At 39.9% G+C, this 25,243-nt stretch carries 19 protein-coding genes; 5 read left to right on the top strand and 14 right to left on the bottom strand.

What is annotated here, in order from left to right; all coding sequences use genetic code 11:
- The first annotated feature begins 442 nt into the window (after positions 1-442).
- On the top strand, positions 443-1,282 hold the full coding sequence (locus KO511_RS08400; protein WP_354668154.1) for a 5'-nucleotidase, lipoprotein e(P4) family: 840 nt from the start codon (positions 443-445) through the stop codon (positions 1,280-1,282).
- 93 nt (positions 1,283-1,375) lie between these two features.
- On the opposite strand, the gene KO511_RS08395 is transcribed toward KO511_RS08400, so the two are convergent.
- The 6 genes from KO511_RS08395 to KO511_RS08370 form a co-directional block, all read right to left on the bottom strand.
- Complete coding sequence (locus tag KO511_RS08395) at positions 1,376-2,728, bottom strand: aerolysin family beta-barrel pore-forming toxin (RefSeq protein ID WP_215986998.1); 1,353 nt, start codon at positions 2,726-2,728, stop codon at positions 1,376-1,378.
- A 505-nt stretch (positions 2,729-3,233) separates the two neighbouring features.
- On the bottom strand, positions 3,234-4,781 hold the full coding sequence (locus KO511_RS08390; protein WP_215986997.1) for a M20/M25/M40 family metallo-hydrolase: 1,548 nt from the start codon (positions 4,779-4,781) through the stop codon (positions 3,234-3,236).
- Positions 4,782-4,907: 126 nt separating this feature from the next.
- Positions 4,908-6,458 (bottom strand): M28 family metallopeptidase, encoded by a 1,551-nt coding sequence (locus KO511_RS08385; RefSeq protein ID WP_215986996.1) that lies wholly within the window; start codon positions 6,456-6,458, stop codon positions 4,908-4,910.
- An 84-nt stretch (positions 6,459-6,542) separates the two neighbouring features.
- Positions 6,543-8,882, bottom strand: a complete 2,340-nt coding sequence (locus KO511_RS08380) for a M4 family metallopeptidase (protein WP_215986995.1) — start codon at positions 8,880-8,882, stop codon at positions 6,543-6,545.
- Between the two features lie 674 nt (positions 8,883-9,556).
- Positions 9,557-9,985 carry a YccF domain-containing protein gene (locus tag KO511_RS08375; RefSeq protein ID WP_215986994.1) on the bottom strand — a complete coding sequence of 143 codons (429 nt, stop codon included), beginning with the start codon at positions 9,983-9,985 and terminating at the stop codon, positions 9,557-9,559.
- A gap of 81 nt (positions 9,986-10,066) precedes the next feature.
- On the bottom strand, positions 10,067-10,792 hold the full coding sequence (locus KO511_RS08370; protein WP_215986993.1) for a sulfite exporter TauE/SafE family protein: 726 nt from the start codon (positions 10,790-10,792) through the stop codon (positions 10,067-10,069).
- A gap of 355 nt (positions 10,793-11,147) precedes the next feature.
- Here KO511_RS08370 and KO511_RS08365 point away from each other — a divergent pair, with 355 nt between their 5' ends.
- On the top strand, positions 11,148-12,377 hold the full coding sequence (locus KO511_RS08365; protein WP_215986992.1) for a hypothetical protein: 1,230 nt from the start codon (positions 11,148-11,150) through the stop codon (positions 12,375-12,377).
- Positions 12,378-12,507: 130 nt separating this feature from the next.
- Here KO511_RS08365 and KO511_RS08360 read toward each other — a convergent pair whose 3' ends face one another.
- From KO511_RS08360 to KO511_RS08340, 5 genes are all read right to left on the bottom strand, one after another.
- On the bottom strand, positions 12,508-14,052 hold the full coding sequence (locus KO511_RS08360; RefSeq protein ID WP_215986991.1) for a cryptochrome/photolyase family protein: 1,545 nt from the start codon (positions 14,050-14,052) through the stop codon (positions 12,508-12,510).
- Position 14,053: 1 nt separating this feature from the next.
- Positions 14,054-15,376: a DASH family cryptochrome gene (locus KO511_RS08355; protein WP_215986990.1), complete on the bottom strand. Its 1,323-nt coding sequence runs from the start codon at positions 15,374-15,376 to the stop codon at positions 14,054-14,056.
- Positions 15,377-15,535: 159 nt separating this feature from the next.
- Positions 15,536-16,534 carry a succinylglutamate desuccinylase/aspartoacylase family protein gene (locus KO511_RS08350; protein ID WP_215986989.1) on the bottom strand — a complete coding sequence of 333 codons (999 nt, stop codon included), beginning with the start codon at positions 16,532-16,534 and terminating at the stop codon, positions 15,536-15,538.
- Between the two features lie 50 nt (positions 16,535-16,584).
- A complete protein-coding gene (locus tag KO511_RS08345; protein WP_215986988.1) occupies positions 16,585-17,310 on the bottom strand; it encodes an RNA methyltransferase in 726 nt (241 codons plus the stop codon).
- Between the two features lie 99 nt (positions 17,311-17,409).
- A complete protein-coding gene (locus KO511_RS08340; protein WP_215986987.1) occupies positions 17,410-18,588 on the bottom strand; it encodes an MFS transporter in 1,179 nt (392 codons plus the stop codon).
- Between the two features lie 254 nt (positions 18,589-18,842).
- Between KO511_RS08340 and KO511_RS08335 the strand changes: the two genes are divergently transcribed.
- Together KO511_RS08335 and KO511_RS08330 are read left to right on the top strand one after the other, a co-directional pair.
- Positions 18,843-19,574, top strand: coding sequence for a PilZ domain-containing protein (locus tag KO511_RS08335; RefSeq protein ID WP_215986986.1), 732 nt, complete (start codon positions 18,843-18,845; stop codon positions 19,572-19,574).
- Between the two features lie 590 nt (positions 19,575-20,164).
- The gene (locus KO511_RS08330; protein WP_215987047.1) at positions 20,165-20,623 is read left to right on the top strand and encodes a GNAT family N-acetyltransferase; all 459 of its coding nucleotides are present in this window, start codon (positions 20,165-20,167) and stop codon (positions 20,621-20,623) included.
- Positions 20,624-20,642: 19 nt separating this feature from the next.
- Here the strand turns inward: KO511_RS08330 and KO511_RS08325 are convergent, their stop codons facing one another.
- Both KO511_RS08325 and KO511_RS08320 read right to left on the bottom strand, forming a co-directional pair.
- On the bottom strand, positions 20,643-21,539 hold the full coding sequence (locus tag KO511_RS08325) for a DMT family transporter (RefSeq protein WP_215986985.1): 897 nt from the start codon (positions 21,537-21,539) through the stop codon (positions 20,643-20,645).
- Between the two features lie 153 nt (positions 21,540-21,692).
- Positions 21,693-22,823, bottom strand: a complete 1,131-nt coding sequence (locus KO511_RS08320) for a tetratricopeptide repeat protein (RefSeq protein ID WP_215986984.1) — start codon at positions 22,821-22,823, stop codon at positions 21,693-21,695.
- A 368-nt stretch (positions 22,824-23,191) separates the two neighbouring features.
- Between KO511_RS08320 and nagB the strand changes: the two genes are divergently transcribed.
- Entirely contained in the window at positions 23,192-23,992 is an 801-nt protein-coding gene (gene nagB / locus KO511_RS08315) for a glucosamine-6-phosphate deaminase (protein ID WP_215986983.1), read from the top strand.
- A gap of 103 nt (positions 23,993-24,095) precedes the next feature.
- On the opposite strand, the gene KO511_RS08310 is transcribed toward nagB, so the two are convergent.
- Positions 24,096-24,869 carry a PilZ domain-containing protein gene (locus KO511_RS08310; RefSeq protein WP_215986982.1) on the bottom strand — a complete coding sequence of 258 codons (774 nt, stop codon included), beginning with the start codon at positions 24,867-24,869 and terminating at the stop codon, positions 24,096-24,098.
- Positions 24,870-25,243 lie beyond the last annotated feature (374 nt).

The raw sequence follows: 25,243 nt of genomic DNA, 5'->3' as shown, positions 1-25,243 counted from the left end.
GGAAAATATAAATATAATTTATAACAGTAACTCAAATATAATATTATTTGGACAGAAAACACTTCACGTTCACTAGTTCAAAATGAACTCATACAACTTTAGGTCCAAACTTCAACTTGTCGGATTGATGTTCCGTCTGGCACCTCAAAGTTCTCATCAAGTGTAGTTATTGCAGAGTTTTTTAGTCCACACTTGCATGGAACCATCATTAAAAATGATTTGTCAGGCTATGAACAGATTGTTCAAGTAAGCGTTATGTTTCACACATTAACGATGAACGAGCAAACCATAAAAAGACAATTCATTTTCATATTTGCAAACAAAAATTCAATACTGAATTATATTATTTCCATTTGTTTTATTTTAATGTAACGATAGGAAATTTTTGAGTTATACATCAAAACCATTTGAATAGCTCATCACAAAGGGATTGGAGTAGACAGTGAAAAATAGAATAAAAAGTATCATTACATTAAGCGTAACTTGCCTAACAACTTTATTACTTACTGGCAATTCTTATGCTAATGATAACAATGAGCATAATTTATTAGCTTACTCAGTAGCTTGGAAGCAGACAGCAGCAGAATACAGGGCGCTCTACTATCAAGGTTTTAACCTAGCCAAAATGCACCTTGACAAAGCGATCACTGAGCAAAAAAAAGGTGATAAGCCTTTAGCTGTAGTGACAGATCTTGATGATACTTTAGTACTTCCACTTGAATACTGGGGAAAGTTAATACAAAACAATAAAGATTTCTTTGAGGATCCTCTTTGGGATGATTGGATCCCAACAAACGGTATGGTTCCTAGCCCAGGTTCAAAAGAGTTTCTTGAGTATGCAAAAAACAACAAAGTAGACATCTTTTATGTTACTTCACGTAACCAGGGTGAACCAACATGGGAATTAGCCAAGCAAAATATTTTGGCTATGGGATTCCCATTGAAAGATGATGCTCACCTTACGGTCTTAACGGATACATCCAATAAAGAAACACGCCAAAATGAAATATTAAAGGACTATAACGTGGTTGTGTTCCTTGGTGACAACCTGAATGATTTTAAGCGTAAGTACTATGTCAAAGGCGATGTGGAAGGGCGTATCGCTAAAATGAAAGAAGACAAAGATTTATTTGGCAGTAAGTACATTCTTTTCCCAAACCCAACAGATGGCCATTGGCTTGCCGCTATTTTTGGTGAGTCTGAACCCAAAGCAACGCCAAAAAATCGAGAAATACTCATTGAGGCAGCAGCCAAAACAGCTTGGAAAAATGAAGGTCAATAAACGATTCAAGCAGACTGTCAATTAATTAATAATAAAATGATTGTTTTCCATAGGGCCCCTGTAGAGGAGGCCCTATGCTTTCTCTTATTAGCACTATAGACTTCGAGTTGTAATACCTCGCGCTTTGTTAGTGCACTGCGCTGCGATCTCACTCTCCGTCATAGGAATAGCTTCACTTGAGACAACGTGAAAGAGACCTGCTGTCTTAACTTCAAACTCACCTGTTTCTTGAACGACATGACGACGCAATACTTCCGCTAAAGGCTGATTACCCCATTGCCTCCATGCTTGCATCTCACTCTCACAAGGTACATCTACGATTAAACCATTCTCAAACTTAGAGCAAGTTAAATCAAAAGAATTAACCATCGAGGAAATATACTTATTCCAATCCCATGGTGAACTATAATTGTTTCCAGATAAGTCATTTACATACTCACTTAAAATGTCTTCCCTAGCTGATAAACCACTGCCCCCAAAAGTATAACTAATACTTTCACCTTTACTTAAATAAGGTTTATACGCGTTACCATTCCAATCATTATATAACGGTCTTTCATACGCATTATAATAGTCAGGAATATCTTTTATAAAATTATCCTTATACCTAAGGAAACCATTAAAAGTGAGATCATAGTCCATGACCAGCTTATTTGTGTATGGAATTTTGGCTGTCACCTCGGTAAAGAATACACTTACCGATTTTCTATGATTCGGTGGGATCTCAGTCTCATATCGAGTTTCAAAGGCGATAGTTTCTTGACCTGAATTACTATCCGTCCAACTATTGTTTTTCGCGAATGAAGCGCTTACCTCTGTATTGCTTTCTACACCTGTCCCAGTAAATGGTACTCTAAACTTAAACTTAAACCCTTGTTTTATACCCACCTCGCTAGAAGTCCCTTGAGTTGAACTTTTTGACCAAGAAGCTGTTTCTTCGTGCCTGACAACACTAGTTGCGGTATCTGATTGAGAACTCGAGCAATTGTAGGATACTTGTTTAACATAGGACTTAGGAACCTCATCAGTTAAATGAGCTTCATAAAGAATTAAATCCTCACCAGTTGTATAGAAGTTTATGTTTTCTACATCAACTGTAAGCCTCTGAGAGAGATTAGGGAACTTGACCCCACTAGGGTATATATAATTCCTATAATCAGGTGCTAGTTTATAGGTAGAGCCATCAATATAGGTACGAGCAATCCCCATTCCTGGTTTCCTATCAAACCCATCTCTTCCGGCCCACGCAAAACCTAATCCATGCCCTAAATTATAGATTGGCTTATAAAACCTTGGGGAGTTAATAATCTCAGCAACACCATTAAGACTTGTTCCCTCTGCTGGAATAATAACATTATCTGAAAAAATGTTTGGTATTAGTGGATTTTCACTAGCAAGTACACTTTGGCTACATATTATAGATATTAAAATGGCTATTTTTTTCATACACAAATCCTTTTAAATGAATAAAAAAGAACCCAACCATCAACTGACATTAATATTATTAACAAGAAACTATCAACCTTGGAACTAAGAATGGCTAAAATTTCCACTCATTGAGTCACTCCCCTAAAATAATATAAATATCAGAAATGGTAACAATAGTTGGCATGAAATATTATTTATAGTTAATCCTTTATAATACAAAGAATAAAAATCGTAAACATATAAATATATTGGTAATTAAAAATAATAAAGGAATGTAATCTCATTGAATATCGGAATTTTAAATCCTAAATATAACAATGATAAATTAATGAGGTGTTTTTCATGAGTGTTTTATATTTTAAGTTATAGCATATCAGAAATGACACTATGCAACAGGTAAATAGGTAGGTAAGACTTACCACATGTTAACGTCAGCCATGTAGATAAAAATTTAGACTAATGCCGTTTATTGTTAATAAACGGCATTATTATTTCAATGTGGCAAAAACTGATTTAAGGTAAGTTATTGTGCTGAGTTTTGGTCAGAAGTAGCAACAATGTCCACATCATCAAAATTTCGATAACCACGGATCATAATATTGAACGTACCTGCTGGTTTGTTGAAAACACACTGTTCGTTACTCCCATTCTGGAATGGACGACAGTCAAATTCTGTCTTAGATACTGGACCGTTATAAGTTACATACAAATCCGCATCACCTCCTTGTGACCCAGAAACAGAAATAGTCACCTTTCCAGCCTCTGTAGTACGATATACAAACTGCTGTTCGTCAAAGTATCCTGAAGTTAACCCTTCAACAGGCACACTATTTTCAAGCTCAATGACTGAAGGGTCCGCAGCTTCAAGACTCGTCTCAACCAAATAAGCAATCGCCAACTTTGCAAATTTTGTTGCATGGCTTGCTGTAGGATCAGAATTTTCTAGCGTGTCATTGGGGGTATGAAGGTTCGGGTTTGTATCATGGAAAAAACTCTCTGCAGGTATTGCAGCTGAATAGCCTGCGTTATGCCAAGATGCATGGTCGGAACATGCGTAACCACAACGATCAGTCTCATAAGTCAATTCACTAATATAAGTATCCATCAACTCAGTAAGAAACTCCACTAAATTAGCATCTGTATAATCCGTCATGAAGGTCACATCATGAGCCGACCCTTGATGGTTAGTCATATCAAGCTGCAAAACGGCAATAACATAAGCCTGCTGCTCATTGAGTGTTTCAGCAATATCTTGAGACCCTCTCAAACCTACCTCCTCAGCCGCATAAGCATAAAATTTAATGGTACGATCTGGTTGGATACCACTTGCAATCATAAGACGCAACGCTTCGGTTGCCGTAGCAATGCCAGATGCATCATCATCAGCTCCCGGAGAAATAGTTCCTTCAGTAGTCCATGAGCCTACAGTGGAATCAAGATGCCCTCCCACAGCTACAATTTCTTCAGGATATTTAGAGCCAAGTAAGGTCACTTCAACTGATTTTTGCGGATATTCGCTGTGTGAGATTTGCCTTGCAGATGCAAAGGACACCTCCTTAATTTCCTCACTCCAACGTTCAAATAGCCAATCGGAAGCAGCAATACCTGTAGAAGTAGTATAGAAACGGTTAGTAAAGCTGGTAAGATTCTCAATGGTGGTTAATATATTATTCGGCTCCACTTGAGCAATAAGTGATTCAACGGTTTCGTGGTGACTTATCACTGGCTTTTCAAACAAACTCACTGAAAGTGGCATTGCCGCAGCTCTTAAAGCTTTTTCCTGATTGTCGTGAACCATATAACCACCACAGCGGTGCTTCTCTTGATGCATATGACTCGATAAAGAAGCTAATTGATTTTGATGGATCTTCGCTACAAGTGTATTTGGGTATGCAGCAAAGCCTTTGTGTGAAAAGCTGGTCAATATATCAGCGCCATGTTGAGTAATGAGATGTTTAGCATCAGCATCTGTGGTTATCCAGACTTCTCCTTCTTTTAGCTCTGTTGAATCGATTGCACCGAAGGCTGACATGTGCCCAAATAAAGCAAGAGTGACAAGTGTTTTTTTCATAACCAAGCTCAGTTCCTTTTTTGATATTATTTCTATCGATAAAAATAGGGCTCCCTGGGGAGCCCTATGGTTCATTCAATTTTATAACACATTGATTATAAAAAACTTTGATACATGTTGGATGTGTTACTCTTGGGAGTTTTCAGGGCTGAAGCTGGCCACAATATCAACTTCGTCGAAGTTGCGATATCCACGAACCATAATGTTGAACTCTCCAGCTGGCTTGTTGAACACGCACTGTTCATTACTGCCATTTTGGAACGGACGACAATCAAATTCAGTCTTAGAGACTAGACCCTCGTATGTTACATACAGATCAGCATCCCCACCTTGCGGCCCAGAAATCGAGATCGTCACTTCACCAGCTTCCGTAGTGCGGAAAGTGAAAAACTGCTCATCAAAATATCCTGAAGTAAGGTCTTCGACAGGTACTCCATTTTCTAGCTCATTGGCTGGCGATTCGACATCATCAAGACTTGTTTCAACCAAGTAAGCAATAGCCAATTTCGCGAATTTCATAGCATGGCTAGCAGTCGGATCAGAGTTTTCTAATGTGTCTTCTTGAGTATGAATATTAGAGTTGTATTCATGGAACATAGTCTCAAAAGGCATCGCAGCTGGATATCCCGCATTATGCCAAGAAGCATGGTCTGAACAAGCGTAGCCACAGCGATCAAATCCATAGGTAATTTCATCGGTGTAAGTATCAATCAGCTCTTTAAGAAAAGCCGTTAGATTTGAATCAGTATAGTCAGTGATAAACGTAATATCATGAGCGGAGCCGTTGTAGTTCGTCATATCAAGTTGTAGCGCTGATATCACATTAGCCCCCTCACTCTCCATTGCCTCTGCAATATCTTGCGAACCACGTAGACCAACTTCTTCGGCAGCATATCCATAGAACTTGATGGTACGATCTGGCTGAATACCACTTGCAATCATTAGACGTAGCGCTTCAGTTACAGTCGCAATACCTGAAGCATCATCGTCAGCTCCTGGAGAAATGGTACCTTCTGTGGTCCATGAGCCTACAGTAGAATCAAGGTGTCCTCCCACAACGACAATCTCATCAGGATGCTTCGCACCTAGTAATGTCACCTCAACTGATTTTTGCGGGTATTCACTGTGAGAGATTTGACGTGCTGATGCATAAGTTACGTCTTTAATTTCTTCACTCCAGCGTTCAAACAGCCAATCTGACGCTGCAATACCTGTAGACGTGGTATAGAAGCGGTTAGTAAAGCTGGTCAGATTCTCAATGGTTGTGACCAAATTATTTGGCTCAACCTGAGAAATAAGTGACTCCACAGTTTCATTGTGACTAATCACGGGTTTTTCAAAATCGCTCATAGAAAGAGGCATAGACGCCGCTTTTATGGCACTTTCCTTGTCAGCATGCACCATATAACCACCACAGCGGTGTTTTTCTTTATGCATGTGGCTTGATACAGCCGCTAGCTGACTTTCTTTAACTTTCGCAACGACTGCATTGGGGTATGCGGCAAAGCCTTTATGAGAGAAGCTTTTCAATACTGTTGCGCCATGCTGAGAGATTAGCTCTTGGGCATCGGCATCTGTAGTGATCCAAACTTCACCATCTTTTAATGTGTTGTTATCAACCGAGGCAAAGGCAGATGTACTGCTAATTAAAGCAATAGCTAATAATGTTTTTTTCATAGCGAGACTCAATCCCTTGTAACTTCTATTAAAAATAAGAGCAAAGAAGGGCTCCGGTGTCGGAGCCCTGAAGTTTAGAATGGTTTATTGAACTTTGATGAAGCGGTAACGTTTCGTTTCAGAACAAATACCACCTGAAGTACATACTTGGTATTCAACGTTAATACTTCCATTGTGGCGGAATTTATCAATGTATGAAGTGAACTCAGTTGCTCCGACGACTTTACCGTCACGCTTCACAACATAGTAATCATCAGTCGCGTATTCCCAAGCGAGTTTAACGCGAGCTTTGCCATTCGGCTGTTTGTCACCAAACTGCAGTCTCAGCGGGAATGCATCCGTTGTTCCACCTTCAATAGTGATGGTTTTATTGGTTGATGTCGCTGCACCTGCATCATCTGTTACAGTTAGAGTCACCATGTAGTCACCCGCTGCTGAATAGGTATGACTAACAACGGCACCAGATTTAGAAGTACCATCACCGAGATCCCATTCGTAAGACACTATCTGACCGTCGTTATCTGTACTGGTACTAGTCAAGTCGACTTTCTTACCAGTGACAACATGATCAAACGCGGCTACTGGTGGAACATTAGTGCTACCAGCGTCAAATGAAGCTTTAAGACTCGCATCTGCATATTCAGAATAGCCAAAGACATTGATGGTGTATCGACCAGCTTCCGGACTCTCAATCACACAAATTTCATTTGTTACAGAATTACTCTTACAAATGTTTTCTTGTTGACTTGGTGCGTAATCTAGACCGATGTAGATATCTGGATCACCAGATGCTACTTCAAGTTCAACCGTTAAGTTGTCTTGACCTTCTGGTACTTCAATATCGAAGTAAGTTTTCGAACCTGTACCACCTTCAACCGTAGTCGCTACGCCATTTTCTAGACTTTGATATTCTGGCTCTGGTGGCAATGGTGGCTCAGCACAAGGCTCTACGCCAACAATATCAAATGCTGCAACAACGTCATCAGTACTGTAGCCTAAATCATTGGCCGCATTTTTAACGCCACAAGCGCCTTGCCAGTAATTACTGTCTTCCGCCCAGTAAATCTGGTTTGCAAGTACAAACAGTTCAAACGCTTTCTTAGTATCCCAACCTTCTGTTGTTGCGATATGGTAGAAGGCCTTATTAAAGACACCTGAGCTGTAGTGAACATTCAATCCATCGTAATAATCAGAAGCATGGTTAATAGAAGAGCCATCACGAGATGGATCTTCCATATAACGCAGAGCACCTTCTTCTTTGAAAATATCACGCCCTACCATCCAATCGTTGGTACCTTTCATGAAGTACTCAGCAGCTTCACCGGCAATATCCGAGAAAGCTTCATTCATACCACCCGACTGATTGGCGTAAATAAGCCCAGAATTCTGTTCAGTAAATCCGTGGCTAACTTCATGGGCTGACACATCTAGGCTGACAAGCGGATAAAACATACTACCGCCATCACCGAATGTCATAGCCTCACCATCCCAGAACGCGTTTTCATAGCTACTACCGTAGTGAACCCGCATCATTAGCTTGAATGATAATGGCGCGGTATCAAACCAGTTCTTGTACATGTCGAATACGACATTACCAAAGTAGTGAGCATCATTGAGAGGTGAGAATGCACCGTTAACCGCTTTATGTTCGTTACGTGGGCACTCATATGAATATGTTGTTGTCCCTTCTGTTGCTCCATCCAGATCAACAGTAACAACATTCTCTGACTCCATAACACAATCAGTACCATTTTCAGTAACATCTAAATAATGGTAGTCAGTTCCATATTCATACATGCCTGTTTTATCATTACCACCTGGTCCGGTACCAACTTCAGCATGGGCTATACCTTCCCAGCGCTTGATAATTTCGCCACTATGAGCATCTAACATAGTGAAAGGACGTGATGGATGTCTTTTTCCTTGTAGTAAGTAGGAAACCACATAGATCAAACGAGTTTTGTCACCATCTTGGTAGATATAAAGGTTATCTTTCGCATTTGCTATAGACTTGTTACCTGTCAAACCAGCGGAAATATCCTTACTGGCTAGCTCTAAAGCTTGAGACCGATTTAATGATGGTTTAACAAACTTACGGTCAACGCCAGTTACTTTGACGTATTGCCCTTGAACCGATTTAAGGGCTCCTCCACGAACGCTCTGTGTTGCATTCAGTGAATGCCCCCATACAGGTACGCCCCAGATATTTTGTTGAACCTTCACTTTGTGAATACCGCGTTTCTCCAGACTCACTTGTTTCACCATTTTGAAACTGGAAGCGTTATCAACACCAAGCTGAGAATTCAGCCCAGAAAAAGAAGTAAAGTTGATGGGTTTGCTTAGATAGACTGACTCACCGGCATGTGCTGATAACGACAGTGCACTGGCTACGGCTATGGCCAATAGACGGTTGTCTAATTTCATTATGATTCTCCTTATCATGGCATTTATAAATGCCACTAGAACCATAACACTAACGATTAAAAAAAAAACAACCCATTCTTAACATAAATTTAATAAACCAAACAAGTGCACAACATTTGTTGTATTTACTTTATAAATTATAAAATAACCAATCAAAAAAAGAATAACTATCGAATTATAATTTAAAAAAATAAATAGACAAAAAAGTCATAATAATAAAAAATATAACCGAATGTTTTACAGCAAGGACTTAAGGTGCATAGAGTAAAGAATAATCATCTACCAAGTTAAAAATAAACATAAACTAGATTCATAATAAAAACCACAACATAGAGTTAGATGCATCAGTAAAAATCAATTTAATAACATAATAAAAAATATGCGGGCATATATTTATGATCTTCTACCAAAATAAAACTCAACAAGTGAGTGTTAATATTTTTTTGAAGTGTGAATTAATATAATAAGAGTAATATTTAAAATATAACCTCAGAATAAAAACTGGATTTCAGGTAAAGTAATATCTTAATAATAAAGATGTTGGACTTAAATATTACAAATTTTAAGCACTATGTTCAGTATAAAAAAGAGAGGCTTAAAGGGAGTGATCTCAGTGGAGTATATGTCCGTCCACCGAGATCATAAGATATACTACTAAAGTATGCCGTTAAGATTTACTGACCATACTTAGCCATAGCGGCTTGCTCTTTCGGTACTATGGTTTTTCCAATAGGAGCGAGTGAAATGTAAGCAAGCTTTAGGTGCTGAATGGCAAATGGAATGCCTATAATAGTCACAAAACAAGCAACAGCTGACATAATATGGCCGATTGCCAGCCAGATACCTGCAAAGAGGAACCAGATAACATTGCCTATTAGCCCCAATGAACCGGTGCCGATATCTTTTCGATTAGTCAGGTCATCACGCGCAACTGCTTCATACCCAAACGGAAAAAAGGAAAAATTTCCAATAACGAAACATGCACGCCCCCAAGGGATACCAATAATGCTTATAAAAGCGAGAAGACCGAAGAACCACCACATCAGGCCCATCATCACTCCACCCAGAACAAACCAAATCACGTTGCCTATGATTCTTAACACTTAACATACTCCCTGATAAATCTGCTATATCCATTATCATGATACATTCTTAATCCAAAATGAATATTGGTAAAAATATTATTACAAACCCTGCCACAGTGCGGTAATACCACTAATGGTGCATAACAATAAAGCCACCAAGCGAATTTTTTCTTTCGGTAAAGTCTGAGTTGTGGATAGTGCTAACTTGTAACCAAGCCAGCTTGCGGGAAGTAACGGAATAGTAATCCATAAATGATGGAGGGTTAAGAAACCAGCGGGAATTTGCACTATCAACGACATGATTGAGCTAAAAACAAAAAATGCAGATAAATTCCCCCTAAGTTGATTGGCTTCCTGATGTTGCAACAATAAAGCCATTGGTGGCCCACCGATGCCGGAGCTGGTTCCAAAAAAACCAGAAAAGAAACCGGCTACTCCCATCCTAGTAGAAGTGGGCTCAATGCGAAAAGGGAGAAGGCTCACTCCAACGGCAAGCAGTACCAAGAGGCCTAACCATAATGCCAATACATCTGTCGAAACCATCACAAGCAGAGCGCCACCAGCAATAGACCCTGGAATACGACCGATTAATGCCATTTTAAGCCCACCAATTTCTACACTATCTCTGTGCTTAAGGGCATTGAGAATCGAAATATAAAGCGCGACTAAACATATTGGTGCCGGTACATAATCAGGTGAGACAAGAAAGAGTAAGGGAGCAGCCACAATTGCCAAACCAAAACCGATCGCCGTCTGAACAAAAGAGCCCAAAAAGATCAAAAACGCCGCAATCAATGCTTCAGTGGTTATCCATTCGGTATACATATTGGTTAAGACTTAACTAACTAGGAATCCTTATCATAACTGAATTTTACCAAAATGAACGCATTGAAAAGTGAGTTTCTGACATTTATTTTCCAGCGTAAAAAGCAGTACAAAACTATACAATATCAAAATGCTCAATATCTCTTTTTGTTACAACAAGCCCATCATACTATTCTGGGAATTAACAGTTCATAGGAATGTCGAGCTGAAAGCCACTTGTGAAAGTGTTAATTGTATTCATTACAATATTTTGTAACAAAGTTTCCCATTTATAAAAATGAGCACCGCATTTCCTTTTGTACACCAATATATCTGATATAACCCAATAAAAATATATAATCAGAGGAATGATACTATGTGGGAATCCCCAGCAACTGCTATAAGTTGGTTGAAGAAGAACAACTTCTCCCGCACGGCAGCTTCAGTTGAGTTTGCAAACTGTCAGTTTCCTCGATTTCAAGTCAGTGACTTGGGGAAGACAGAAGCAGAAAGCCATGTGCGTTACGCTGCGCTTATTTTACAAATCCTTGGCACAATGCGTCCAGAGTTAATTACTCGGCCGATTCTCCTCGATGTAGAACAATCACATTTGTTTGGCTGCAAAGACATAATTTATCTTAGCAACAACATCATATTGCCCAAAGTAAAGACTCAACCTTTTGACTTTCTATTCAAACAAATCATGGCTTTAGAATCAGAATTGGTTAACCCACATGAACGAAGTGTTAAACGTTACTTTGATAACCAGAGAAGACGAACAGCCCAAATTCTTGCTGCGCAGCATAAAAGCAGAGAAATTTTGGAGTTCAAAAAGCTATTTGATGATAACCAAAATGAGATGGCCGCTCACCCTCGAACTAGCTTAACAAGAGTACAGTCCACAGTTTATGACTACAATACTGAAGGTGCGCCTATCGTTTTTATGGGCATGAAAGCAGTTCCAGAGAATGTCGTCAACGCAATTCTAAAAAATGGGCTTATTCCGTTACGTTATCTCTATAACCAGCAGGTAATGGATATGTCTAATAATACACTACGTTGTAAAAACGACCGGCAATCAAAATATTTAAGACGTCGTTTTGTGTTAGATTTGCCAAGGACGAATGGCAATCAACTTAATGTATTCCAACTACTACAGCTCGCTAATGCTCATAAATCTGGCCCTGGCGTCACAACATCTGGCTTCCATTCTACATCAGGTAAACCAAGCTATGCTGTTGAGTATTCCCGAGGCAGTGCGAGCGCTACCACACGTCAAGCTTCATATAATATGGGGCTCGCGATTAAAATAACGCCTCTAACTTACCCATTGATCGTTCAAGATGCGATTGAAGCATGGAATAGGGGAGATGACGATAGAAAGATTGTTATGTCCTATACCAAATCGGATGACAACTGGAAACATGACTATGAGTCTGAGATTCTCTTAGGTGGATGTACGCCAGCAAGCGATTTGGTCTATGTTGGGTTGGCTAAAGTTGAAGCTAAGGCGGTAGGAATGCAGCTTGGAGGACTATTAGGGCAATTATCGGCGGGTAAAAAGCTTAGAAAAACAAGCAGAAGTAAAACACCATCGAAAGTGTAGTAAGAGTCCATTTTTACCTAGAAACCTTTCAGATTATAATCATAAAATACGTCATTTTCAGTCCGTGGAATCGAGTATCCCTACCAAGAAAAGTTGGATACTCGCCAACCGTAAAATTTAAATGAGGGAGTTAGAGCTCATTTAAATGTCCTAAGTAAAATTCAGCTTTTTGCAAGATTTGAGATTGAACATTGCTATCTAAATTATCCCATGACCGATAAATCATACCGATACGAGGGTTTTGAGCGAGAAGATCCCTATGTTTATGCATAAAACGCCAATACAGGCTGTTTAATGGGCATGCGTTGCTCCCTAATTTAACTTTAACATCATAGTGACACCCCTTACAGTAATCACTCATTCTGTTAATATAAGATCCGCTTGCTGCATACGGTTTAGTTCCCACAATCCCGCCATCCGCAAATAGTGCCATACCTCGAGTGTTTGGCATCTCAACCCATTCTAGCGCATCGACATAAATACCAAGATACCACTCATCGACTTGGTCTGGATCTATTTCAGTAAGAAGGCAAAAGTTTCCAGTAACCATTAAGCGCTGAATATGATGAGCATAAGCAAAATCTAGGGACTGACCAATCGCCTCTTTTAAACAGGACATTTTGGTATCTCCTGACCAAAAATAGTCTGGCAGACCTCGACTGGCTTGGAAATGATTACGTTGGGCGTAATCTGGCATATTGGCCCAATACACACCTCGAATGTATTCTCTCCAACCTAAAATTTGACGGATAAACCCTTCAACTTGAGCAATATCGATCTCAGGGTTAGTGTCATAAGCCGATAACGCACTATCTATAACTTCTAGCGGACCCAACATTTTGGTGTTTAAAGCAAAAGCAAGTCGACTGTGGTATAGCGACCACTTTGATTGGTTTGACCTAGTCATCGCATCTTGAAATCGGCCGAAATTGGGCAAGCATACGGAACAAAAATGAGCCAGAAGCGTTAGGCTTTGATTCCTATTTATCGGCCATAACAGCGGCCCAGACAAAAGTCCCACAGTGTCAATATTGTGTCTATTCAATGATTCCAAAATTTCAGTAACATCGGTGCTAAAAAGTAAAGGTGAAGGTAAATTTTCTAAATCCGAGGTCTTAAGCTTGTTACGGTTGCTCGCATCAAAGTTCCATTTTCCGCCTATGGGCTTGCTACCCTCAACCAAAATGCCAAACCTTTTACGCATTTTTCGATAAAAATGTTCCATCATTATGTGCTTTCCGGCAGGAAAATGCTGCGTAATGTCAGAAAACGGCAAGAGAAAGTGCTCACTCTCCACACATTCAATATCACATTCTGTAAGGGTCATTTCATTCAAGGCACTCAAGAGTCGATATTCATCAGGCCTCTGATACTCAAATTTTTCTACGCCAGATGTTTGGATAACATGGCTAATAAGCTGGGTAATGTCTTGAAACTCTCTCGTTTGGTCGAGCTGAAAATATTCAACTTGATGCCCCATTTCTCTTAATTCAAGAGTGAAAGCGCGCATAGCACTAAAAAATGCACAGATTTTTTGGACATGATGCTTAACATAAGTTGCTTCAGGGTGAAGCTCTGCAATGATGTAAAGAACGGATCTATCAGTTTTTTGAAACCATGAATGACGAGCATTGAGCTGATCGCCAAGTATCAGACGAACGGTATGAAACGCCATGTTAACTGTCTCCCTTAAGAGGCGCTATAGGCCAATCGACCATATCGACATGATCAACGTGCCTCATAGCCGCTTTACCTTGCCATTTATTGATAAATACTCCATCCGGATCATACATCTGAGTCTGTTTATCTAAGTTAAACTGACGCGAACCTCTAGGGTCAGCTCCAACCCCAGCCAAATATTGCCAGTTTCCCCAATTCGAGGCGACATCATAATCGATAAGCTGAGTTTCAAAGTATGCAGCCCCATACCGCCAATCTAGCTTTAGCTCATGAATCAAACAGCTCGCAACCACTTGCCTACCTCGGTTTGACATATAGCCTGTTGCGTTGAGCTGCTTCATACAAGCATTCACTATCGGATAGTGAGTTTCACCATGCTTCCATTGTTGAAAGCGATAGTTATAAAAACTCGTCAAAGGCGCACTGAGGCATAAACCTGAAAAGCGAAACAAACGCGTGCCCCACTTTCTTGCATACCATTTAAAATACTCTCTCCAGAGTAGCTCAAAAAAAATCCAATAGGTTGAATCATTCGCTCCTTCTCTCCGCTCAAAATCTTTAAGCAATATAAAGACTCTCACAGGGCTGATGCAGCCCAAAGCTAGCCATGGAGAAAACCTAGTCGAAAATTCAGTACCATCGAGTCCATTCCGTGTTTGTTTATAATGGCTGGCTAAGGTGCCAGAAAAATAGTGATGGCAATGGGAAAGCCCTTCTTGTGTGCCACCCGAAAACTGATCGCAAGGCAGACAATTAACTTCATCTGAATCGATGTAGCCTGATACCGTTGGCGGCAAATCTGACAGTTCCGGGGTCAAGCCTATGGAAAGATGTTCAACTTTCTTTCTGAACTGAGTGAAGGTATTAGGAAGCTCTTCCAATGGAAAAGGCAACAACCCCTCACTAAATAAGGTGTTTACTGGTAGCTGAGTGCAAATGAGTTTGGGGTAAAGGCGTGATAATGATTCAACAACCCTTTGTTCGTTAGCTCCAGAGAACAAATCACAATAGAGATGGGTAACCTTATATTCTTCAATATAAGTGGAGAGTATATCTCGCGATTTACCACGCCGAGTTATAAGCCTCTGGCCCAAGTTGCCAAGTGTCTGAGATAGTGACAATACACTCTGAAACAAGAATGCTTGTCTCTGTTCACCCAACTCTTGCTCTTGAGAATATTGGCATAAATACTTGTCCACACAAGGAAAACAATATACACAAATCAACCGGTCGACATCCTGAGCAGCCTGCCAAAGTAATGCATTATCTTGAACTCTTAGATCGCAGCTAAACCAGTACAGGCCAATTTTTTCTCGCACAATTTACTCCACACTTTTCGTCTTTAATAACTGTTACGAAAAAACTCGCGTTCAAGATTTACTGAATGTGAAATTATCTTGTTTTCTTTTTATTTGCCTCGAACACTTTCAGCGCATGATTTTCAACACTTCAATGAAAGCTATAATTATTAAAAAACCTTAATTAATCAAGCGCACTACGAGAGAGCCAGGCGCCCGTACAGACTCGACATTGTGACTAATAACAGTACCTTTAACAGGTGAAAGGTAAGTATGTATTTCGTCACCAAAGCTGTTGTATTGTGAAGCCAGCACCTGCCCTATTTCTACTATCTCAAGCAAAGAAACATGACAAATAACAAAGCCACCTTGTTCTGCTCGTACACTCGTTATGTGACTCCCTTCGACACATGGCTTGCTATTACTATCAACTTGACCATCGATAACTTTATAGTACTTACAAATGTTTATGATACCCAAAGTTGCACGCTCAATCATATCGATATCAGTATATCGGCCAATGCCGACTTCAACAGTAATAGAGGGAATACCCGCTTGATTATACACAGTTTCCAAAATACCCGGATCACCTGGGTCATTGAGGATAACATCCGGACAAACAAGTCTCGCCATTTGAATGGCATCATCTAATCTATAATCTGCAAACGCATAAAGAGGGTAAGCTGAACCACTAGTTTGGGAATGAAGATCAATCGCAAGATCCGCGTTTGGCTTGAGGAGGTTTTCCCACAAACTATATGCATAACGGTTAGCATCATCCCCCTCCGGACTACCGGGAAAGAGTCTATTAAGATTGGCTGATGAGCTATCAGGAGCTGCTGAATGAAAGTCACGACTATGACGAGCAATCCCAGAAAGATTCACAGCTGGCACTATGGTAATACACCCCATGATAGTTTGCTTCCCAAGCACTCTTGCTAGTCTCTGGGCAGTCAAAATCCCGTTTTGCTCGTCACCATGCACACCAGCGGTAATAACTATACGCTTACCAGGTTTACGACCTTTAAATACCCTCACAGGCAACGTTTGAGGGTGGCCAATTGCATCAGTTGCAACAGCAAACCAGAACTTATGTTCACCTGCCTCTATGGTATCAACATCTAAAGATTGTAACGTCGGGTACATAGGTACTATACATTCGTTCAATGTTTTACTCATTCTATTCCCACCTCAAATACCAAGTATCTTATAAACTCTGATCAAGCTTACTAACGACGCATATTATCCAAAATGATGCCTGTTGCCATAGCGACATTAAGCGACTCAGCTCCACCAAATGACGGAATAGTAATTTTGTCAGTCACAAATTGGGCTGCTTCTTCACGAATGCCATGGGACTCACTCCCCATCAGCAAAATACCCTGTTCTGCAAACCTTGTTTTGTGAACGCTGGCCCCTTCCAGAAATGCACCATAAACAGGAAGATTGGACTGCTGAAGAAAATCAGGTAGGTCGAGTGGCGTGACTGTTACTCGACCAAAACTCCCCATAGTTGCACTGATGGTTTTTGGGTTATACGGATCCGCACAATCTTTACTTGCAATTATATGCTTTATTCCGTACCAGTCAGCAACTCGAATAATAGTACCGAGGTTCCCCGGATCCGAGACACCATCTAAAGCAATAATAACTCCTTCCGACCTAGGAACTTTAATCTCAGGGATCTCAACCACAGCAATCGCAGCATTGTTACTCACTAGAGTGCTAGACTTGGTCAGTTCCTCTAGAGATGCTTCGATGCATGCAACACTATTTAGTATATCTTTGTTAGACGACAGGAACTCAGCAGTAGCAAAAACATGTTGTGTTTTTAAACCACTACCAACCAACTCAATTACATTTTTCTCCCCTTGGACTAAAAAAAGCCCTTGTGCCTTCCGTTGCTTTTTTTGGCCTAATGCACGCAAAAGTTTGAGCTGGTTTTTCGAAATCATAATCTACCCAAGATGAAAGGGGTAATCCCCTACTAAAACACGTGCGGGATTATAGAATAAAGCACATAAGAGCTAAAGAGGCTTTCAAAGAAGCCAACCTTAGCCCCAACGTAAAATCCGCACTTCATTCCCTTCTTCCGGCTTGGCAGGAATATTAAGAGATAACACTAATGAGATAACAGCCATCATAGCACCTATATAGAAAACTGCCGCAGGCGATACAAGCCAAATAAAACCAAATGAGACTGGAATAAATACCGCAGCAATGTGATTAATGGTAAATGAAACGCCTGCTGTAGAAGCCATATCTGCTGGATCAGCAATTTTCTGCAAATAGGTTTTAATCGCCAATGCCAAAGCAAAAAATAAATGATCAATAACATACAAAGCCGCAGCCCATTCCGCATTCTGTACCAATGCGTAACCAATAAATACACCAATTAATCCAATATATTCAAACATCAGTGCCTTACGCTCACCAACTTTACCTATATACTTGCCAATCTTTTTGGCAAATAGAAAATTGAATAAATAATTAATTAAGAAAAGTAGCGTTATATCAGCTACTGAATAACCAAACTTTTCGACCATCAAGAAACCAGCAAATACCGTAAAAATCTGTCTGCGAGCGCCACTCATAAAGGTCAAAGCATAATACAGCCAGTATCTTTTTCTTAGTAACAGTTTTTTGTTTTGCTGAGTCTCGGTTTTGAACTGAGGAAATGCAAATGCCATCCAAACAACCAGCGTAAAACCGACACCACCAAAAGTCAGATAGACCCATTGGTAATCCATTTTAAAAACCTGTAAACATACCCAAAGCGCCCCATAAGTAAATAAAGAAGCCAGTGCACCAACCGAGATAAATTTACCCAACATTTCCGGTGCTTCATCCTTTGATAGCCACTGCAAAGATAACGACTGCTTTAAGGTTTCAAAGTAATGAAACCCCGTCGACATCAATAGAGTGGTAAGTAAAAGCCCGAATAAAGAAGGAAAAAAACCGGTAATAGCAGTACCTATGGTTAAAGCGCCAAGCGCAAGCAACATAAATCTCTGCTCGCGTATAAAGAGCAATACAAACACAGCGGTAAACGCCAGAAATCCAGGGATTTCACGCACACTTTGCAAAAGCCCAATATCCGACCCATCAAAATTAGCGCGTTCAATAACAAAGTTGTTCAGTAATGCCATCCAACTCGAAAAAGCAATAGGAACCACAATAGAGATAATAATTAAAAAGTTTTGAGGCGTTTTCCAACCCGCAGAGTGCGTCATGATTAAATCCTTATAGAGCAACACACTTACCTTAAATCTATCCGGAATAATAGACAAATTTATTTACAATTCATTCACGCTTGAAACAAAAATGCATACCTACCTATTGCATAAGTTAATGGAAATATAGAGATCTTCCGTTCAACACTGAAATCATGTAGCAAATAAGTTTAATAAATGACCATTCCAACTTTGACTAGAGACACTTATAATTATAATATCATCAATAGCGATGTCGTAATGTTGGAGGCTAGATGGATACAAAGGAAGAAGATCATTCAGAGCAGGTCTCAAAACATATGGAAAAAGGATTCACATCAATCAATAGTACAGATGCTCTAGGGATGTTAGAGCACGGTGGTGAGCTAACTGTCACCATTACCACACCAGTAGGCCGAGCCTTCAGCTGTAAAACTTTATTCATTGGTGCCCATTCACACAACCTAATTCTGGCCGAGCTACCAAATTTATCCATCGAAGACACCGGATTTTTCTTCCAATCTGGTTTTTGGGCGACAATACGAGCCATTTCTCCTAGAGGTGAAGGCGCTTTAGTTTCATTTAAGACCCAGCTAGAATACATTTTATCTAATCCAATCCCTATCATCGCCTTCAACATCCCAAATACTATGCAGGTCAACCAACTGCGTAGAGAACCTAGATATAGTATTGATCTCCCCGCAAGTGTTACATCTCAGGGTGTTAAATTGGAATGTCAAATGCGGGATCTTTCTGTACATGGTTGCCGATTCGTCACCCCACCTTTAAGTAAAGCGTTCCAAGTCGGTGATGAGATTTCCTTGTGTATCCATGAAGCTCTTGCGAAAAAACATCAATTTCAGTCACTCACTGGCCAAGTGCGCAACTCCCAAAGTTCAGTCCACTACGCAAGCTATGGTATAGAATTTGATGAAAAAGGAATTGATGCCTCAAAGCAACTCCTTTCTAAACTTAAGTTCAGCGGTAATAAGCTTATCTTGAGGTGAAATCACTTATCCTCTAACCAGAATCAGTATCAAATTAATTTTAGTGTGTTAAGTGTGCCCAAAAAGAGTCAGAAGCTATATCATTTACAACTTCATTTTGTTGGTCTTAAGAGGTGGACTATCTTGTTTTTAGTTGTCAAATGTGAGCTGGAAGTCATCTCAACTCGCTTTATTACAGAGTAAAAAACTGCCAGTTATAATGCCTACTATGATTGCAAACAGGAAAAGGTTACCCGTACTTTGTTGTTGATAGGCATTTTTATCAATAGTTTACTTATCGCTCAAAAGCTTACTTCTTTCATCTCACTGCGCACGCCATATTATTCATTGTAAAAACAAATGGTGTAGTTTTGAGAAGTCGAACTATAAGATTAATTTATGAGATTCGAATCAATCATCAATGAATAATGAAAAATGAAAAATGAAGCTACTGAATTGTTATTTATGAGATCCAGCGCTTTGTTATACAAATCACCATACTGCAATCAGTAGTTAGAGGCATCTCACATATGCAAGCATGAGATCATTTGTATTCAAAAAGTCTATGATGCAGAATGAGATACATTTTAAATCATCTGCAAGGGCAAGGAATGCAAATTAAAGTAGATAAACTAGGCCATCCTGCGGTGGCAAAGCTACTCAAAGAGCACATGGACGATATGAATGCTACATCACCACCAGAAAGTGTACACGCGTTAAACAGAGAAGAGTTGCAACATCCAGAAACTATATTTTGGACCAGTTGGAAAGAAAATGAGTTACTTGGCTGCGCAGCAATCAAACCAATTTCTGAATTACATGTAGAGCTAAAAACAATGCGCACCGTCTCAGAAGCTCGTAATCAGGGTGTTGCATCAGCATTACTGTTACATATCATTGTTCAAGCGAAAAATGATGGATATCAAAGAATTAGCCTTGAGACGGGATCAATGTCCTTCTTTAAGCCAGCGCGAGAACTATATAAAAAATTTGGTTTTAAATATTGTTCTCCATTTGCAAACTATCAACCTGACCCTAACAGTAACTTTATGACCTTAGAACTCGGTTAATAGTATTAGCAATTTGTACCTAAACCTGCTCAACCCTTGGTCTTTTTCTAACAAGTTGAGCAGGCGAAAACCCCGTGACCAACATAGTTCCGGCCAACACTAGAAAAGTTCCCACAAAAGTGTTCATTCCAATGGGCTCATCAAGGACTAAAGCTCCCCATAAAATACCGAACACCGGAATAAGAAAAGTAACGGACAGAGCAGATGCCGCTCCCTCATCAACCACCAATCGAAAGTAAAGCAAATAAGCGATAGCTGTACACACTACGCCTAATACTAAGACAGACAACATTTCTTTTGAAGTAGGCTCACCCTGCATAGGAACAAAAGGCAACAAGGGGAGTATCCAGATGACAGCTGCCCACATATTGCCATGAGCATTTTCAAAAGCATTAATATTAGGAGCGGTTTTAGTGTAATTGGTTGCAATCCCATAACTACATGCAGCCATAACACCTGCCGCGATAGGTAAGACGGCCTCAAGCCCAATATTAACGGCATCCCAACCAACAAGAACGACAACTCCTATCACTCCCATGAGCATGCCAAGCATAGCTTTAGCAGTCAAAATGGCGTTGTGCCAAAAAATACCAATTAAAGCCCCCCAAATTGCCGCTGTAGAGTTAAGCACTGATAGTGTAGAAGCATTTAAAGTCTGTGCTGCATAAGCAAATAGCAGAAATGGCAAGGCTGAATTAAACAAACCAATAATCATGAAATGCTTAAAGTGACCTATAAAAGCAAGCTTCTTACGTAGATAGATAGAGATAAGAAATAAACTCAACGCGGCAAAACCCACTCTAAATTCTATGAGGTATGCTGGGCCAAAGGTGTAGGTTGAAATTTTCATGAAAAGGAACGAACTACCCCAAATAGCGGCAAGACAGATTAAACGCAAAAAACTTGTAGTCGACATGGTTTACCTCTTTCAATAGTTTGCGTTTAATGTGGGGGAGTTTTAAATGATAATCAATCAAAAGTCACTACTAGGCCAGTGTACACAAGACTCGGTATTTTGGGTTTATCCACCTTTTATAGTCACTGAGCTCCCTTTCGGTCTTATCTATATTTACTGAGCAATATCGGGCTTTTGTTCAACGGGCGTTGCCGTAGATTCGATCTCATCGCTAGCAGCTGCTGTAGGATCTGTTTCCTGAAGCGTTTCGGATTCTGTCTCTTGATGCTGCAAAATATCTTGTTCTTCTAGCAAAATACCTCGCTTATAGAGTTTGTTCAGCGCTTTAATAACCGAATGCTTTCCAACTTTGTTTTCTGAGATTTTTTTCAAAATCGGTTTTGCCAAAGATTGCAAGCCTACTACAGTATCGACACCAATATTGAGAGCAATTTGATCGCGTAAGCCCGCGGATTGATTATGGCCAAGTTGAGCAGCAATAAATAGCCAAATATACGCCACTGATTCGCCATCTGGTGGCTTCTTCATCCATTCTTCAGCAACCTTATACATTGCTTCTGTATAACCTTTTTCTGCTGCACGTTCCATCCAGTAGCAACCTTTAAGAGAATTCGCTGAGACCCCTACACCATGAATATAATTTAGGCCAAGTTTCAATCGCCCTTCATTGCTTCGCATAGCAGCAGCTTTCTGGTAATACTCAGTAGACAGGTTCGGCTTGGGGTTGGTGTTTTTTGGTGAAACAAACCACTCACCTAAAAATAACTGAGCATTAACAAAATTATGGTCAGCAGCCTGCATCATCACTTTTAGGGCCTTCTCAACATCCTGATCAGTACCCAAACCATTAAACAAGGCTATCGCCATTTCATATTTATCGGGTAGGCTACCCTCAAGAGCTTTAATACATACTTGCCAAAATTTAGCCTGCTCATTTAATACCGCATCGTTAAATTTTTCACTAAGGCGCACAATACCACACATACCATTAACATTATCGAGCTGTGCCGCTTTAGTATACCAATACACTGCGTCTTTCTGATTCATTCTCTCTGCTTCTTTCGCGAGGAATAGGATCGTTGTGATATCGCCTCCTTCTGCTTTTTTCACTCGGTCTTTTTCTTCCTGCTGACGGTTGTTTTCAAGGGCTTTACGTTTAGCGATACTTCGCTCTATACGCTGCTCTTCTAGCCTTTTTTTACGCATTTGTAGTACTAACATCCAAATAAAGGAGCCAAGTAGTAACAAACCCGTTGCGCCAATAGCGATTCCAATTAAATTCATCTGTTTACTTTCATTGCCTTTCACCAGCTCTACTGGTTTCTATCCCAGTCACCCCACTCAATATTGGGATCGACGCATTTTTATCCTTATCTAAGTGTACAGTACTCAGAGGATTAGTTGATGATTAAAAATAAAACATCGGTAACAAGATCAAACATCAGACCTTATTTCTTGAAAGAAATTTTTGTAGATAAACGTTGAATACTATCTAGGGTTCATTACTTAAAAGACGAATAAAAGCTTTAAAGACGTTTAAAAATCAAAAATGAAAAGCAAAATTGACCAAAAACAATAGCCGCACGGAGTAACTTATTTTATAATGAAAAATAACAAGCAAAAGCACTAATTTTCATTATTAGAGGTAACCAATGAGACTCATCCCGTTACTCAAAGCAGCCCAAGTTGGTCAGTGGGCTGCAGCTCATATTGCCAAACGCATTAACTACTTTCAGCCATCGGAAGAACGTCCCTTTGTATTAGGCTTACCAACAGGTGGTACGCCACTAGCAACTTATAAAGCACTTATTGAACTCTATAACTTAGGCGAAGTTAGCTTCAAACATGTCGTTACCTTCAATATGGATGAGTATATAGACATACCAGCAGATCACCCTGAATCTTATCGGTCGTTTATGTATAAGAATTTTTTTGATCATATTGATATTGAAGAAAAAAACATTAACCTTCTGGATGGTAACACTGCTGATCATGAAGCTGAATGCCAGCGTTACGAACACAAAATTAAGTCCTACGGCCGGATTAATCTTTTTATGGGTGGTGTAGGTAATGATGGCCACATTGCATTTAACGAACCCGCTTCCTCGCTCTCTTCCCGTACTCGTATCAAAACCCTCACTGAAGATACTCGTATTGCAAACTCTCGCTTCTTCGAAGGAGATATTAAACAAGTTCCTAAGTATGCTTTAACAATAGGGGTGGGAACACTTCTCGATGCCGAAGAAATTATGATTTTGGTTACAGGACACAATAAAGCTCTCGCATTAGAAGCCGCCGTCGAAGGATGTGTCAATCATCTCTGGACAGTATCTGCCCTGCAACTTCATCCTAAGTCAGTCATTGTTTGTGATGAGCCTTCAACGCAAGAACTAAAAGTAAAAACGGTGAAGTATTTCACCGAACTAGAAGCAAACAATATCAAAGGGTTTTGAGACAAAGTTCTTAAACCCGATGCCAGTAGCGTCGGGTTTAAGTCAGCTAACTCAAAAAAGTATTGCCCACTTTCAACCGCAAAGGCACTACACAAAAAATTTACTACAAAGTGAACTTTTGGCTCATACGACAGAAGTTTAAGTTATCGATTAAATTTGCTACTGGTTCTAGGCTATTCTCTTCAAACTGGACGCCAATCTTACTATAGCGACCAGTCGTCTTAACATTGCGAACCACCGCTTCAAGGATATCTGAAGACACTGATTCTTCCCCACCGGTATCTTCAATACGCAATGAGACGACATCACCCACCTTATGCTTGGTTAAATCTTTCTCTAATACTACAAGGCAACCTTGACTGGAAATATCGCGGACCTGACAACTTAATTTATTACTTTTAGGAGCAAGTACACCGCCCAAAATCAACTCCAAGCGAGCGCTTTCCCTAAGACCAAACGCAACCTGAGTCGCTAAGGGAAGAGAAATCAAAAACAAACTGTTATCACCCGCTTCAAGTACATACTCAACCTTACTTTTGAAGTAAATCCTAGCACCACCTCCAGATTCAGAGATCACACAAGCTTTAATAGGGAACCCACGTTGAAAATAGACCGCCATTTCCTTAGGTGATGCATTAGGTGTTTCAAGAAGCATCAGGTTATTGGAATGTAACCCTACATACTTGGTTTTACCTTTAAATGTCTTCCCTGTCGGAGTCATGATAAAAAAAGCAACTTCACTCAAAGGTCTTATATCACTGAATACATCCTCACCATAGCAGATGCTTTCCGAGGAAGGTAACTCTGCCTGTTGTTGCCCTGCGCCGGATGTAAGCTCTATTGCCTCTTCCGATTCTTTCGGCTTTTCCTCTGCCATAATATCAGCCCAAACAATAAGTCTACTGGTGCTTTAAAGTGTATACCCAATTCGCCTTTACCCACAAAATTAAGCACTCATCTAAACTGAATTCGTTGGTAAATAGAAATGGTTATTCTACTATTCCAGTTCGGTTAAAAAACAAACTCAAATAAAAGTTCAAGAAATGTAGTGTATAAAGGTGGTAGGGCGGACAGGAGCGATAAAAAAGAACGATATTGCCTCGTCAGAGCTGAGGGCAAGCATACCCTTGTCATCATAAGTATTAAAATAAATCGATAATACTTAATTCTAGACATCGTGTTTTAGCCCATATGACGGTGCTTATATAAGCTATTGATCTCAATTTATTTTCAATCAAAACCAGTGATATG

This window comes from Vibrio hepatarius (assembly GCF_018860525.1).
Lineage (GTDB): Bacteria > Pseudomonadota > Gammaproteobacteria > Enterobacterales > Vibrionaceae > Vibrio > Vibrio hepatarius_B.
This window is presented reverse-complemented; position numbering and strand designations above follow the sequence as displayed.

What these genes read in the sequence shown, in the direction of transcription:
- KO511_RS08395 (WP_215986998.1), bottom strand. Translation starts at nt 2,728, where the DNA reads ATGAAAAAAATAGCCATTTTAATATCTATAATATGTAGCCAAAGTGTA.
- KO511_RS08390 (WP_215986997.1), bottom strand. Translation starts at nt 4,781, where the DNA reads ATGAAAAAAACACTTGTCACTCTTGCTTTATTTGGGCACATGTCAGCC.
- KO511_RS08385 (WP_215986996.1), bottom strand. Translation starts at nt 6,458, where the DNA reads ATGAAAAAAACATTATTAGCTATTGCTTTAATTAGCAGTACATCTGCC.
- KO511_RS08380 (WP_215986995.1), bottom strand. Translation starts at nt 8,882, where the DNA reads ATGAAATTAGACAACCGTCTATTGGCCATAGCCGTAGCCAGTGCACTG.
- KO511_RS08370 (WP_215986993.1), bottom strand. Translation starts at nt 10,792, where the DNA reads ATGTATACCGAATGGATAACCACTGAAGCATTGATTGCGGCGTTTTTG.
- KO511_RS08365 (WP_215986992.1), top strand. Translation starts at nt 11,148, where the DNA reads ATGTGGGAATCCCCAGCAACTGCTATAAGTTGGTTGAAGAAGAACAAC.
- KO511_RS08360 (WP_215986991.1), bottom strand. Translation starts at nt 14,052, where the DNA reads ATGGCGTTTCATACCGTTCGTCTGATACTTGGCGATCAGCTCAATGCT.
- KO511_RS08350 (WP_215986989.1), bottom strand. Translation starts at nt 16,534, where the DNA reads ATGAGTAAAACATTGAACGAATGTATAGTACCTATGTACCCGACGTTA.
- KO511_RS08345 (WP_215986988.1), bottom strand. Translation starts at nt 17,310, where the DNA reads ATGATTTCGAAAAACCAGCTCAAACTTTTGCGTGCATTAGGCCAAAAA.
- KO511_RS08340 (WP_215986987.1), bottom strand. Translation starts at nt 18,588, where the DNA reads ATGACGCACTCTGCGGGTTGGAAAACGCCTCAAAACTTTTTAATTATT.
- KO511_RS08335 (WP_215986986.1), top strand. Translation starts at nt 18,843, where the DNA reads ATGGATACAAAGGAAGAAGATCATTCAGAGCAGGTCTCAAAACATATG.
- KO511_RS08330 (WP_215987047.1), top strand. Translation starts at nt 20,165, where the DNA reads ATGCAAATTAAAGTAGATAAACTAGGCCATCCTGCGGTGGCAAAGCTA.
- KO511_RS08325 (WP_215986985.1), bottom strand. Translation starts at nt 21,539, where the DNA reads ATGTCGACTACAAGTTTTTTGCGTTTAATCTGTCTTGCCGCTATTTGG.
- KO511_RS08320 (WP_215986984.1), bottom strand. Translation starts at nt 22,823, where the DNA reads ATGAATTTAATTGGAATCGCTATTGGCGCAACGGGTTTGTTACTACTT.
- nagB (WP_215986983.1), top strand. Translation starts at nt 23,192, where the DNA reads ATGAGACTCATCCCGTTACTCAAAGCAGCCCAAGTTGGTCAGTGGGCT.
- KO511_RS08310 (WP_215986982.1), bottom strand. Translation starts at nt 24,869, where the DNA reads ATGGCAGAGGAAAAGCCGAAAGAATCGGAAGAGGCAATAGAGCTTACA.